This is a genomic window from Roseovarius sp. TE539 (assembly GCF_003298505.1).
In the GTDB taxonomy this organism is placed as follows: domain Bacteria; phylum Pseudomonadota; class Alphaproteobacteria; order Rhodobacterales; family Rhodobacteraceae; genus Roseovarius.
Genome location: NZ_QNGB01000028.1, coordinates 31357 through 45790 on the forward strand (window position 1 = coordinate 31357; position 14434 = coordinate 45790).

The 14434-nt window shown below is 59.8% G+C and carries 6 protein-coding genes and 2 pseudogenes; 5 read left to right on the plus strand and 3 right to left on the minus strand.

Annotated elements, in window-relative coordinates:
* The first annotated feature begins 201 nt into the window (after positions 1-201).
* Entirely contained in the window at positions 202-5514 is a 5313-nt protein-coding gene (locus DQW77_RS14735) for a sacsin N-terminal ATP-binding-like domain-containing protein (RefSeq protein ID WP_113258992.1), read from the plus strand.
* 37 nt (positions 5515-5551) lie between these two features.
* Positions 5552-5641 (plus strand): annotated as a pseudogene (locus tag DQW77_RS18600) (3-keto-5-aminohexanoate cleavage protein); the annotation flags it as partial.
* 125 nt (positions 5642-5766) lie between these two features.
* Here DQW77_RS18600 and DQW77_RS14745 read toward each other — a convergent pair.
* Positions 5767-7416 carry a hypothetical protein gene (locus DQW77_RS14745; protein WP_113258993.1) on the minus strand — a complete coding sequence of 550 codons (1650 nt, stop codon included), beginning with the start codon at positions 7414-7416 and terminating at the stop codon, positions 5767-5769.
* A gap of 858 nt (positions 7417-8274) precedes the next feature.
* Positions 8275-9255, minus strand: a complete 981-nt coding sequence (locus DQW77_RS14755; protein ID WP_181711287.1) for a tyrosine-type recombinase/integrase — start codon at positions 9253-9255, stop codon at positions 8275-8277.
* Between the two features lie 846 nt (positions 9256-10101).
* Between DQW77_RS14755 and DQW77_RS14765 the strand changes: the two genes are divergently transcribed.
* Entirely contained in the window at positions 10102-11178 is a 1077-nt protein-coding gene (locus tag DQW77_RS14765; RefSeq protein ID WP_113258997.1) for a tyrosine-type recombinase/integrase, read from the plus strand.
* Positions 11179-11629: 451 nt separating this feature from the next.
* A pseudogene (locus tag DQW77_RS14770) lies at positions 11630-12100 on the plus strand (IS21 family transposase); the annotation flags it as partial.
* On the opposite strand, the gene DQW77_RS14775 reads toward DQW77_RS14770, so the two are convergent.
* Positions 12025-12990, minus strand: a complete 966-nt coding sequence (locus DQW77_RS14775) for an aldehyde dehydrogenase family protein (protein ID WP_258523871.1) — start codon at positions 12988-12990, stop codon at positions 12025-12027. The pseudogene DQW77_RS14770 and the gene DQW77_RS14775 sit on opposite strands and share 76 nt — an antisense overlap.
* Before the next feature lie 182 nt (positions 12991-13172).
* Here DQW77_RS14775 and DQW77_RS14780 point away from each other — a divergent pair.
* On the plus strand, positions 13173-14434 hold a 1262-nt coding region (locus DQW77_RS14780), incomplete at its 3' end, for an AarF/ABC1/UbiB kinase family protein (protein ID WP_147094985.1).

The following is a 14434-nucleotide window of genomic DNA, read 5'->3' on the forward strand; positions in this document are numbered from 1 at the left end:
GCTGTATATTCTGGTCGACTTGCCCGAGCAGAGCATTCTGGCCTTTTTGCACGCTGCCGCCGGCTCCGAAGTCGAGGTGCCAAGCTTACAAGCATCGACAGATCGACCGCCTTGGCTCTAACGCTTTCAGCTCGTTTCTCGACCTTTCCAAATTTGGTGAGATAGGATGAATTCAAGAAAACCCGGAAAGTTTTCAAAATAATGGGTGAAGACTTGGCACCACAAGCAATCGGGCGGTCCAGTTCGTTCCTGTCCAAAGAGTCGGGTCATGATGAAATGACGCCTTCCGAGCGGCTTGAAACTCTTCTCACCGATCAGTTGGAGCACGCGGCGGCGGCGAAAGAAGGTATCCGGCCATACGAGAGCCTGCGTGGTGTTGGAGATGCGATCAGCGGCGAATATGGTGATCGCGTCTTATTCGAGCTATTTCAGAATGCGCATGACGCGCACATCGAAGGAAACCGCGGCTCCATCCTGCTTAAACTTGTCGTGCAGAACGATGATCGTGCGGATCTCTATGTCGCGAACGCGGGCAAAGGCTTCGATTGGAGCAACGTTGACGCGATCCGGAACATCGGGTTGTCGAGCAAGTCTGTAGGGGAAGGTATTGGAAACAAGGGGTTAGGTTTTCGTTCTGTCGAAACGCTAACCGACGACGTGAGGATCTACTCACAGGCAGAGGCCAAGCGTTCGGAAGCGTTTGATGGTTTCTGCTTCCGTTTCGCGCAACGTGACGAGATCGAACAAGCGGCGAAGCGTGTGACATCGCCCGAGTTGGCTGCCAAGGTAGCTCGCGACCTTCCGCGATACCTCGCTGCGATGCCGATCGATACGCAGTCCGATGACATCGCCAGTTTCGCGAAAGATGGTTTCGCCACCGTGGTGCACCTGCCGCTGGAGGGACAGGCGGCAGTCTCCTTGGCGCGCTCGCAGACAGCCGCGCTGGCGCAGGCCGAAGTCCCGTTGCTGTTGTTTCTCGAACGCCTCGAGAAGGTTGCGGTGGAAATACACGAAGGTGGCCACGTCTCTCGGAAAAGGCTCACTCGAAAGGTCGTGGGCAGGCCGGCGCCGGTCGAGGCTTCGGACATTCACTACGAGGTAGTGTCGATCGGCCCCGGCCGCCGCCGTTACGTGGTGGCACACAAGTCAGTCAATCGCAAACGGCTGGAAGACGCCATTGAAGAGAGTATCGCCAACGAACCGCAACTCGCCCGCTGGCGCGACTGGCAGGGTGACCCCAAGGTCTCAGTCGCGATCCCATTGAATGCCGCGGAAGCCGAACCCGGCAGGATATACAACTTTCTACCCATGTCCGCCGAGATGGCGTCGCCACTTGCGGGGCATGTCGACGCCCCATTCTACGCGTCGATCGATCGGCGACGCGCCAACTTCGATCTTCCCCTCAACGCCTTCCTTCTCGACGAACTCGCCGACACGGCCGTGCGGTCAGCGCTCGAACTGAAGACGATCTTCGACCCAGACGTCCGGAACGCCGTCTTCGATCTGGCAGCCTGGGACCCGGCAGACATGACGCGCCTCGTTCGCGTCTGCGAGTACCGGGGACTCGACTGGTCAGAACTCGAAGTCGTCCCCGAGGCCGGACGGGAAGACAGGTGGTGTTCTCTTCAAGCCGCCTACGTCTGGAACGAAAAGGGCTACCGCCTGCTACGCATGTCGCGCCTCATCAAAGCCGGCATATCCGATCTCGCTGATCCGGGCCTCGGCGCACGCCGGCTCGAACGACTTTGCGGCATGCTTGATACGATCCCGCTCAGGGCCATGCCCAACGCGGAGGACTTGGCAGGATGGCTCGAGGCCGTCGCTGCCTCGCTTTTTGACGACCGCTCCTCTGCCCGGACTTGGGGAACTTTCTACGCGGAGTGCTGCAAGGCGCTGCCGTCGGTCCACGAACTCGCTGAACTTGGCGGCAAAAAGGTCTTGCGAATGCGCGACGGCGGCATCGAAGCTGCAATGGGGACCGGGACAGCGACACCGGTCTTCGTGCGCGAGGTCACCGGCCGTGGCAGAAAGACGGAGGGGGCTCCGCTTCCGCCGAAGGCGTTGGCGAGCAAGTTCTCAATCATAGACGACGCCGTGCCAATGTCCTCCGAGGTCGTGAGGGATTTCACCAAGGCCGGCCTGGTGAAACGATACGACGCCTTGGAAGTGCTGGCGGAGATTTCCAAGACGTTCGGTGACAGGCCCGCTCCGAAGCGGCGGGAGGCTGCGCTCAAGTGGGCGTTCGAAGTCTGGCGAGCGGAAGGCTCCAGAGCCGACAAGGTCCTGGCCAAGGCCGATCTTCACGTCGAGACGGCTGGCGGATGGAAGCCAGCCAGCGAGGCGCGCTTCTCGGAAGGTTGGACCCCCCAGGGACGGAATGTCACGACCTACCTCACAGAGGCGTCGGCAGTGTCGCCGGACTGCGAAGCGGCCGCCCGAATGCTTCTGTGTTCCGAGGCCGCCTGGATCCCGAAGTCGACCTCGTCGAAGAAGGACTGGGTGGACTTCCTGAAGGTCGCCGGCGTTGAAGACGGCCTGCCCCTCCTGGTCGATCAGACCGCACCGAACGGCGGAACTCCCGCCGACACTTGGAGCGCCTTCCTCGAGATCCGTCATGACAAGGCGGGACGCAATGCGCACTGGGTCGCGGCGAATGCCGAGATCGACCTACCCAACCCCTACACGGACTATACGCGACAAGGTGAGCTGTGGCGGTTTCCAGGGCAAATCGAGCACAGCAGGATGCCGCCCGAAGCCCGGCGTCGGCTGGCCGAGCTGGCGATGGCGCAAGCTGCGCAGGACAACACTCGTTGGGCGAAGTGGCGCCTCGGCCGATACGAGCGATCGGGAACGGACCGGAACGAGACCGAGCTCTTCACACCTGCTGCGGCGTTCATGGCAAAGGCGCGATGGATTCCGGTCGACGGAGACGACGAGCGTTTTCTCCGTCCTGACGAGCTCTGGGCGAGCAGCGACGGGCGGAGTCGTCCACCGCGCTACGTGGATCGGCCGAGGGACAGGTTGGTCGAAATGGTGGAAAAGAACGAGAGCCTCTCTACCGTCCTTTTTTCGCCAATGTTGGGACTGCGCGACTGGTCCGCTCCGGAGCATGCACCCTACAAACTGGCCGCTATGGCGAAGAATGCGTCAAAGCTCCAGCCTCGGGAGCGGGTGGCTTTTCGCAAGACCTATCAGCAAGTATGGGAAAAGATCTGCTCGAACGAATCGGACGTTCCTGCCAACCTTGGCCTCTTCGTCGTCACTGCAAACGGAAACACTGTCCTTCAAGGAGACCCCAAGGCTCCGCCGCGCGTGTTCGTGGCCGGCGACTCCTCCCTGCCGGAAACCAAGGCGGTTCTCGCAGCAGGAGAGGCGGTCCTGGAGCTTTCGGAGAAGGATTCCGACTCGGAGTTTGTCGCTTCAGTGATCGCGAAACTTCGCGAGTGCGGTGGTTTTGACACCCTTCCGGTCGACGCAGCGCAGGTGGGCGTCCTGGTCGACGATGCTCCGCTGGTCGTCTCGAACTCGGACCCGCTTCTGGTGGCTGGTGGGTTCGAATGGCTTGCCGAGGCAGCCGTTCTGTCGAACGAGGTTTTGGGCCAAGGGTTCGAACGTCAGATCGTCGGTGACACGGTGGCGGAGAGGTTGCGGCGCGTCCGACTGCGCCGGTGCAGGAGCATAAGGCTATCAGTCGGGGGCATCGCCGTGGAGGAGCCTCTGCGCTTCTACGCTCTACCTGACGAAAACCATCCCACGTTGGTCGTGGGCGGCTGGGAGGATCTGTCCTGGTCGGTTCTGGCGGAAGCTGCTCCTACGCTTTCTACACTCCTTGACGGACGCCTGCGTTCGTTCGAGACCCTCATGCTTCGCCTCGCCACACGTCGTCCGACATCGGATCCAAGTCAGCGCCCGAGCGATGAGGATCTCGCCCGGGCCTTGGGGTGCAAGGTCAGCTTCGTACAAGATCATGCTCACGCGATGACGGCGGACCAGACGCTCATCATGGAACGCTTTGTCCCGATCGTAGCTTGCATCACCGATCTCGCGGCAGCCCAAAACCTCTCCGAAATATTGGGCAATTCACCGTCTCGCTCCGAAGTCGTGGAGTCGTTGGAGAGCATCCGTGACCGTATTCCCTGCACCCCTGAAGAGCTGGTCGACGAACTCGGGAAACCTGACCTGGCGGACGTGCGCCGGAGACTCGACCTCGACTTCGGTGAGCTCAATCGGATGCTGGCGTCGCTCGGCCGCCCCGTGCTGACCAACGCGGACGAACTCAGGCGCCTGTTCGACACTTGGAAGAGAGAATTGTCGGGCAAGGCACTCGACCGGATCCGGCGGCACTTCTGGTCCGACTTCGAAGCCGGACGATCGCTCGACGGCTACGTATCGATGCGTGATTTGGACTTCCTCGAGTTCCAGGAGGATTGGGTCCTGGACCGCGAACATCTCGCCAAGGCGGACGTAAGCGCCCTGTTCGATACCATCCTCGACCAACGCCTCGGTCCGGATCGCGAGAAGGAGCTGGAGCCGCTCGAAAAGGTGCGCAAGTCGTCGACAAAGACGTTGCAGCGCTTCGTCGAAACGAATGCCGGTATTGTCGGCGCATGGTGTTTCCAGAATGAGGCTCCCTCCCCTTGGAAGGGTGGCCCTCTGAGCGTGGTTAAGGAAGTGAGCCGACAAGGTCTGCTGGACTTCACCCCGGTCGAGGAAGGCGCGGAGATCGCGGTGCTGGACCGGGCAGGCGTTTGGCCGAGCGGCATGGCCCACACCGTCGACCCTGATGCGCTGGGGCTCAAACCCGACGACCTTGACGGCCAACGCGAGCGCGAGCGCAGGCGCCAGGAACGCCAGGAGAAGGAAAAGCGGTCGATCAGCTTTGCGGGAACCTTTCTGGACACGCGAAGAGAGGATTTTGCGAAGTCGCTCGTCGACCTCGCCAATGGCTGCATGTCCGACAGCGACTGGCTGAACCGCTCACGTCGCCGCTTCACCCTGGCGGAACAGGCGGAAGGCGATCGGCGCAAAGCCACCGGCGGTGGCAAGGTCGGCGGTCGTCGCAGGACAACCCGGGTCACCGAAGACGTCCGATCCGCCATGGGCTTCGCCAGCGAGTATCTCGCCAGCCGCTTCCTGCAGGCAAAGCACAAGAAACGGTATGACGACCGCTGCTGGGTCTCAGAGAACCGAAGCCTGCTCGAAATCGACTGGGAGGGAGACGACACCCTTGGCTATGATTTCCGCATCCATACTGCAGAGGTCGAATGGCGCTATGAGGTAAAATCCAACTTGGACGATGCATTCGAGTTTGAGTTCTCGCAGAACGAAATGCGCGTAGCGGCCGAATGTTCTTCTGACGGCAATCGGAAATACCGCATTCTTTATGTTCCCTTCGTGTTCGATCCCTCGCGATGGCGTGTGATGGAGCTACCGAACCCTCTGAGCGCCGCCGGGCGGGGTCTTTTCAAGGAGATCGGCACCGGGGCAACCCGGCTGAGATTTGACATCGCATGACGATGTGAGCGTCTGCTCTGCTTTCGGTGCCATGTCACGGGCCGGCGCGGGGCAGGCCCGCGGCGGTATGCTGCCCTTGAAACCTGACATGGCCTCGCTCTCGGTGGGCTCCAACAACTTCCCCAGCAGCCCTGGTGGGCTGCGGCCCTCGTCTCAGATCCAGTGTGGTCTTTCAAATCATAACCTAAAATCCGCCGGTTGATTGCACTGCTCCTCAACCTTGGACCGCAGGATGCTGGATTTTACCGGCAATCATACCGTGTCGTCGTGGGTCTCGTCGGGTCGCATGTCGAAGTAGTCTGGCGGCCCGGCGCGCCAGCGCGCGTCGACCAGATGTCCGACGAGCTTTTGGACGATGTCGTATTCGGTCTGCCCCGTCGGGGCGCGGCCGGCGGTCACATGACCCTCGACAACCCGGATGAAGCCCCGCTCATACAGGTGGTCGCATCCAAAGATACAGAGCGGAAACACGATATTCGGATCGCGGCGCTCTGTGTCCGTGCAGTGGGCGCGCTTCTTTTTGTGAGCGGTGATGATGGAGCCGCGTGCGAATTCCCGATCACAGATTGCACACCGGATATGGGTGGAATCTCGGAAGATCCATTCCGACAGGATGCGCTGTTCCTTGCGTGCGGTGCCAGTCGTATCCTTGTCGGTGGATGCGAGGGCGTCGAGACGCACCTTGAAGGCGAAGTAGTCGTCCGGGACGGTGCTCTGCTGTCCGGGCAGGTCGGTGACCAGAGTGATGAGGAAGTTCTTCCGTCCGCGCGAGCGATCAACATAGACCAGCGGTGAGTAATAGACGATCTTCGAGAGCAGCGCCGTTCCATGCCCGCGCGCCTCGAGCTTTCTGCGAATCTGTGTTGTTTCCGTGGGGCCCTGACCGCGAAGGAGGCTGATCAGGTCCTCTTCGATGTCGGAAAAACCCGTGGCTTCGCCGCGGAACGAGACGACGTTGCCATCCGACCGAAACCGGTCCGAACGGACGATCCACTCTCGCACGATCTCGGCATCTGGGTATTCCTTGAACCTCGAGCTTCGATGGAAGAGTGAGTTCTGCAGCAGGGTGGCGAGATCCTCGAGATCGACATGATCGACCAGGGTGAAGATCTTCTGCGCGTGGCTGACGAGGGTGCTGTGGCGATCGTCGAAGGTATACCAGAAGGCCCCTTTCGAAAACGTGACCCAGGCGTCGTTATGGGCCTTGAGAAGCGCAAGGATCTCGGCGCTCGTTTCCGGGTCGACGGCGAGGTGCGACAACTGGCACAGGCCATTTAGGCCGACGATCTTGCGGGCGCGTTTGATCGTTCGCTTGAGGTGGCTCTTTCGCTCCGGACTGACGACGAAACACTGACCGTGCTCGTGGTAGGTCTTGCGGGTCACCGCGGCCATGTCGGGTTTCACGACCTTCCAGTCCGCCAAGAGGTCTTGGTGTTGGAGGTATTCGAGAAGACCTTGGAAGTAGTCGAGGCTGTCGACGAGGCCAGCATCATTAAGGGCTTCGAGGAGCTCGTCTTCCGCCCAGAAGGCACGCGCCTGCACGAGCTGCGCGATTTGCCGGGCGACGGGCCGCTGATCGTTCTCGATGCGCTGGAAAACCAGCTTGTCGAGGATCTGTCGCACCCGCTCGCGGGTGCCCAGCCCGTCGTAGCGGTCGGCCATATCCTGAAGGGTGGGCCAGAACATGGAGCCGAAGCCGAAGCGGTCGAGGGCAAAGTGGGCATTGCGTTCCTGCCGCTCAATTGCTTGGGCAAGCGTTTCTTCGGAGGGACCGGGGAGATCTCCTTCAGCCTCCATCGGATCAGCGTTCGCACCTGCGCCATTGCCTTTTTTCGGACGTCCGCCAAATTCGGGAGCTTGCTCGTAGATCAGGTTACAGATTTCCTGTTCGACCGTTGTCATATTTTCCTCCTTGCCGGCGGTGATTGCCCAGTTGCAGCAGGCCTCGGTAGGTGTCTACCACAACCTCGGCCGCAAACACCTCCGGCGATACCTCGAAGAGATCCCCTGATGTGCCTCAGGAACTACATTTTCACATGATTTTCTCATGGATAAGCGGGTTCATGAAGTTCGAGGCGCCTGAGGCCGAAGACCTTGCGCAAGACGCACCAGCCCGGAGACGTGACGCGCACACCAACCTCGTCGTAATCGCAGCAGCGCAGGCGAGGCAGCTGCTTGAGGTGCGACCTTTCCATCCCAACCTTGTCGCAATGACGCGCGTTGTGAAGCGCGACCACCTACGCGATGAACTGCCGCCATGCGTCGACGTCTTCGAAGTCCCGGCTCGACGCTTTCGGCCCAAAGGTGCCCCTGTTGAGAGCCTCATGCTCGGGCCTGAACTCATGCAGTCGCAATGTACGGCAATGCTGCGTCTCGGCATCAGACGGGAACGCCCTCAACTCGTCTTTTCTGCTCCAAACCGGCGAGCGCAAGTGCGAATCATGATCACTCCGGAGCTCCCCAAAGGGCTTTCGGCGACAGCCGTGTCGGTTCTGCAGATGACTCTTGTACGCGACATTCTGACGCATACTGCAGTTTAAGCCTCGATTGTCTTTGGCATTCAGCGCGGGCCTTCATCGATTGAACTCTGCGGCCTCAAAGGCGGAAAAAAAGAAGCGACTTGGTGGGAAAATCCCATACTTTTCCGGCGGCGTTTTCTTCGCCGGGAAACCATCACACGAGAGCGTATGGCTGATGTGACGACCGCGAAAATTCCCGCCGCCACCCACCCGGAAAACTTCCCAGCGGGGTCGGGACATTTCAGGAAGAGCCGGGGGAAAATCGCAGAGACACCTTCTCTCCGAAGCGCACGGGCAATCCGGGATTTCTCCGGAAATCCCATCCATGTTCGAGCAGCCGATGACCGAGGTCATCCGGCGTGATCTTGCGGTAACGGTTGGCGGTGTCCGACCGGTTCCAGCCCCCTTGGTCCAGCAGGTCGCCCCAGTCTTTTGTCATCGCGTACATCCAGGAGTGTCGTGTGTGCCTGAGAACATAGGGTGTGACGTCGTTTCCGAGTCCGGCGGCATCACGAACCTTGTTGAAGGCGGCGGCCATCTGTCCACCCCGGTTTTTCTGGAACGTGTACGGCTGCCCGTCCGGGGCGGGAAACGCTGGTCCACTGTCCGGGATTTTCCCGATCAATTCGACGGCGCGTGTTGGCAGAAGGACGTAGCGTGCGCGAAAGACCGTCTTGGTCCCTTCCAGCCACCATTCTCGCGTGGCGGGATTCCAGTTTTCCCCGAGGGCGGCCATGGTCTCACCCGGACCGGCACCGCTCCCCAGCATGAATGCGATCTTGCGCAACGTCTCGAAATTGGGGTCGCGCAGTCCGATGGCCTGCGGGTTTGCCGCGGCGACCAGTAATCTCTCGGCTTCCTCGGGGGTTAACCAGCGCGTGCGGCGTGTATCCGGAATCTTCTCCCGCCTGTTGCCGGCGGCAAAATTCTGGACGGCCTTGATCGGAACGCGAAGCTGTCGACGGACCGTTTCCGGCTTCGCATCCGGATAGATGGCGCGAGCAGCTCGTGCGATGTCGAGATGGGAAATTTCATCGACGCGGATGTGCGGACCGAAGTGTTTCACGATCTTCGGCAGGAACCGTTCCTCTCCACCTTGCTGGATGTAAAGCTCAGCGGCTTCCTTGAAGGTCGTGACGTCTTTTTCCGCTTGGGAGTTTCCCGCGTTCTTCCATGCGTCCTTATAGATGTCCTGCGCTTTCTTCACGGCCGCGGATCGCAAAGTCCTGTCCCGAATCCCGAGACATCTTCTGATCCTTTTCCCGTCCACACGAAAATCAATCACCCAGTCTTTTTTCTCGGATGACCAGGTCGGCATCCATGGATTTTCTCTTCTCAAGATCGTCTTCCTTCATCTTCTTGGCGGAAGGGAAATTGGCCAATTCCCGACGTCACGAAGGAATTTTTCCGGAAAAATCTTTGGCATTCTGTTTCGGGAATTTCGGTAGGGAAAAACACATCAGCGTATCCGGCGAGGCGTCACATTTCTGGAAGTTTCCAATGTGAGAAGTCAGAACTTGGGAGGGTCGGGAATTTTGCGTCCGCAACTTTTTCCAAGACAGCCAAATGGGTCGGGAATTTCCCGCCATAAAATGACAGAAGCTAATCATGTCAGTAGAAAATACAAAAGAAACAACATGATAGACCTATAGGGCTATCAGATAGCCCTATAGGTCTATTTCCGACTGCTTTGGTCAAATATTCGCCTGAATACGCCCCCAAGTACTCTTTGTTGACATCCAGAAATTGGTCACGCTTTTGGAAAGGGCCCCCGGCGGCTCGTGTCCAAACTGGCGCAAACCCGTCGAGTGGCAGCGGTCATTCGGACCGCATGGAAGGCACAGCAACAGGACAGTCCAGGAATGGTCCGCAAAACCGACACTGAAGACTACGATCTTTCGGAACGCCCTCTCTCTTTGAAAGAGGCTGCAGCGCATCTCGGAGTATCCGAGCGCTATTTCCAAATTATCAGAAGGACATATTCAGGTTGGCTTGAGGTCTGTGAGTGGCGAGGCCGAAAGCCCGTCTTCTACAAGAAACACATTTCCAATTTAAGGAATGCCATGAAATGCGAAAGCCCAAACAACCACGAAAGATCAAAGGGGAACCTTGCTGGTACCCGTTCTGGTATGGCGGGTCGTACTGCTATGACTTTTACGTCGAGGGGCAAAGGTACCGTCAGTCGACAAACGTCTGTGATAAAGCGTCGATTAAAATAGCTGAAGGCATTGCAAAAGCTGTGCACGATGCCGCCTGGGCGCGGGCCCTCTCGGACGCACCGACACTCAAGGACGCGGCAGAGCTCTACCTTGCGGAGTTCGGAGTTCACGAAACCGAGCTTGAAAAGATCGTCGGTCATTACGGGCCGCACATAAAGATCGACGAGATTGATTACCTTGAGATCAAGCGATGTGGCGTTGAACTCGCGAACTCAGATGTACAACCACAGACCAGAAGGCGGCAGATCAAAACACCATTGCTGGCAGTGATAAGAAATGCGCAGGGCCTGAGGGCAGAACCTCAGATCGACAATGTACGTGAGCGCTACTTGACCCCGGAGGAAGCTGAACGGCTTATCTACGTGGCTAAAAATCCGCCGTCCGGCGTCAGGGACCCTGACCGACGCTTGTTGAAGATGATTGCATTAGGGCTCGGCTCAGGCGTAACACCGGGAGAGATGTTCTGCATCATGGCGAGCGATGTCAATCGGGCGACCGGCGAGATCTGGATCAGCGGCGAACATGTGGGGGCCGGTAAGACCAAGTACCGCCAGCGCATGGTGCGTCTGCCTGACCGCGCTTGGCAACTGATCGGAGATCTTCCTTCCGAAGGGCGGGTTTTTCTGAGCACCACAGGGCGCGAAATCATTCCAGACGGAAAGCGCGGGAGCACCGCGATCCGCCAGTTTCGCAAGCTCTGTGACGCTGCGGGACTGACCCCGGACAAGGAAAATCCCGAGCCGGTCGTGTTTTATTCACTCAGACATACGTGGGCGACAGCCTTTGCCTCGCAGGTTGCTTCGGAACATGCCCTGATCCAACGGGGCGGCTGGAGGGATGGCCGCATGGCAGGACGATACCGCAAACGCATCCCCGGGGATCTCGCGGATCGGCTTCGCGCCCATGGTTGGAACTTCAAACCATGAGGGGAAGAATTTGGGAATCCCGGATTAAGGGAGGGGAAAAGTCGCTGTTTTTCAGCGACTTACCCAAAGAGTGCGCGGCCTTAGCAGGGGAGCGCCTTCGACCGCTCGGCCACGTCTCCGCCGACGCGTATAGCCGGGCAAACCGGAGTTTTACAAGGCGAAATTTCGAAAACCTAGAGTGCGCGACCGGAAGCCTCCGCAGCCTTGGGAGGCGGTGACAAGACACTCCCGTGGCGGCTTGGCGGTCAGTATCCGGTCTGCCCCTTGCGCGGGCGCGACTGGCGCGGCTGCGATGTTCACACGCGGTTTCATCGGTGCGTCGACGGCCAGCACGGGTGTGAACCGGCATGCAAAATTGACCCCAGTATTGGGATAATCGGCGTCCAAAAGTGATCCTCCTGATATTTCTGTTCAGAAGCTTCCTCGACGGATTGAGGGGGTCGAGTCGGGGATGTTGGTTGTGGAGACAATTGCGAAGATCAGGCGGGCACATTTTATCCAGGGGAAGTCGATCAAGCAGGTTTGTCGTGAGCTGCGGGTATCGCGGAACACGGTGCGCAAGGTGATCCGGACCGGCGCGACCGAGTTCAGTTATGATCGAACCAGCCAACCTCGCCCCAAGATTGACCCGTGGCGGTCCGACCTGGATGAGATGTTGGCCGAGAACGCCCGGCAACCCAAACGCCAACGGCTGACCCTGGTCCGGATTTACGAAAAGCTTCGCAACCGCGGCTATGACGGCAGCTACGATGCGGTGCGGCGGTATGCGGCGCGTTGGTCGAAGGCGACGCAGGAAGCCTCGGCGGCGGCCTATGTGCCGCTCAGCTTCGATCCGGGCGAAGCCTATCAGTTCGACTGGAGCCATGAGGTTGTTCTGATTGATGGCGTGACCACGACGGTGAAGGTGGCGCATGTGCGCCTGCCGGCCACGGCCCCTTTGACGGCATTGTCGAGATCCGCGTCCCCGAACACGATATTGGGCGATTTGCCGCCCAGTTCCAGCGTGCAAGGCTTCATCTGCTTCGCGGCGTCCTGATAGGCCCGCTTGCCGGTATCGACACCGCCCGTGAAGGTTACCTTGGCCACGTCAGGATGGTGGACCAAGGCCGCGCCGGCCTCGGCCCCGTAGCCGGTGACCACATTGGACACTCCGGGCGGAAAACCCGCCTCGGCCACCAGTTCCGCAAAACGAAGGGTGGACGTGGACGTGAATTCGGATGGCTTGACGACGAAGGTGTTTCCCGCCGCCAGGGCCGGCGCCAGCTTGAAGGACAGCAGCAGCAGCGGCGAGTTCCAGGGCGTCATCGCCGCGATCACGCCCAGAACCTCGACGGCCTCGTGCGCGAATGTCTCGGACGTGTAACCGCCCGTCGGCATGAGCGGCACATCATATTTTGACGTCACCGGGTAGATGACACCGGCCAGCGCCGATTTCTCGATCCAGATTTCAACCTCTTCTGGAGCGTCGGACCATAAAGCCTTGCGATAAAGCCGTGCGGTGCTTTGAAGCGCATCCTCGACCCCGTCGAAGATCCGCGGCTTGCGCATGTAGCGGGTCGCATCGGCAATGACGCAATACGGCATTTTGCCTTCGCGTCGGAGTTTCAGCACCCGGGCTTGCACCTTGTTATAGCCGCTCTCCGATTTCTCGATCAGCCCGGCCACGGTTGCTGCGCAGAACTCTTGTCGAACCGTCACCGGCCCGCGCCGTTCTGCATAGTCGATCAAGAACGCAGCGCGCTCGGCCATCTCCGCCTTGGTCGCCCTGTTCCGTTTTATCGGGCTGGCCTGATAAACGCCACTGCCGTCCATCAACGCGCCCACGCGACAACCCGTGCATGTCCGCCACTCATCAAACGGATACTGCAGATGACATTCCGCACAAGCGCTCCATATCGTGTCCGAGGAAAGGCGGCAGGGTTTGAGGCATTCTTGATCCTCTCCAAAGCCCTTGTGAACAAGACCGCATGGGTTGAAGTCAAGAGAGGGATGGAATGCGCGACGACGGGTCCGACAGGGAATTTCCGGTACCGGCGGGCGGTCTCGGGCGGTTGTTGCGCATCGGCGGCATGACCTCGGGCATTCTGGGCGGTGCGGTGTCGCAAGGCGTGCGGCAGGTGGCCCGGGGCACGCGGCCAAACCTGCAGCAGACCCTCCTGACGCCAGGCACGGCACATCGCGTCACCCGGGATCTTGGACGGATGCGCGGCGCCGCCATGAAGCTGGGCCAGATGCTTTCGATGGATGCCGGAATAATCCTGCCACCTGAAATGACGTCCATACTGTCGGCTCTGCAGTCCGACGCGCCGCACATGCCACCCACGCAATTGCGAACCGTGCTCGACCAGGAATGGGGCAAGGGATGGCGCCGGGAGTTCAACCGTTTCGATGTGCGCCCGTTCGCGTCCGCCTCCATCGGTCAGGTGCATCGCGCGCAGTCGCGTGACGGTCACGAGATGGCGATCAAGGTGCAATATCCGGGCGTGCGCGCCAGCATCGACAGCGACATCAACAATCTGGGGATGCTGTTGCGCGTTCCCGGGGTGGTGCCCCGCGGCACCGATCTGGCACCGCTCCTTGAAAAGGCCAGACAACAGCTCCATCAGGAAGCCGATTATGCTGCAGAGGCACGCAACCTGAACAGTTTCCGCAGCCTTCTGTCAGAAACCTCGGCTTTCCGCCTGACGGACCTGCATCCGGACCTGAGCACTCCGAGAATACTGGCGATGTCGTTTGTCCGAAGCCAGCCGATGGACGCGCTCATGAACGCATCCCGGGATCGGCGCGACGGTTTCGTTCGGCACCTGATCGACTTGGTGCTGAAGGAGTTGTTTGTTTTCAGGCTGATGCAGACAGACCCGAACCTGGCCAATTACGGGTATTGCCCGGATCGCAATGCGGTTGTCTTGCTGGACTTCGGTGCGGTCATGGAGATCCGGCCGGATCTGGCCCGGGATTTCCGCCGGTTGCTGAATGCCGGGCTCGAAAACGACCCGGCAGAGACGCGTGCGGCGATGGAGCGGACAGGGTACTTCAACGCGCAAACCGCCCCCCGGCACCAGGCCATCATTCAAACGATGTTCGAGACGGCCATGGCCCCGCTGCGCCGATCCGACCCGTTCGATTTCAGCACCGCCGATCTTCCGGAGCGCCTGCGTGATATCGGCATGGCGCTGGGAGCGGAGCGTGATCTGACCCATGTACCGCCGGCGGAAACCCTCTTTCTGCACCGCAAGATCGGGGGGATTTACCTTCT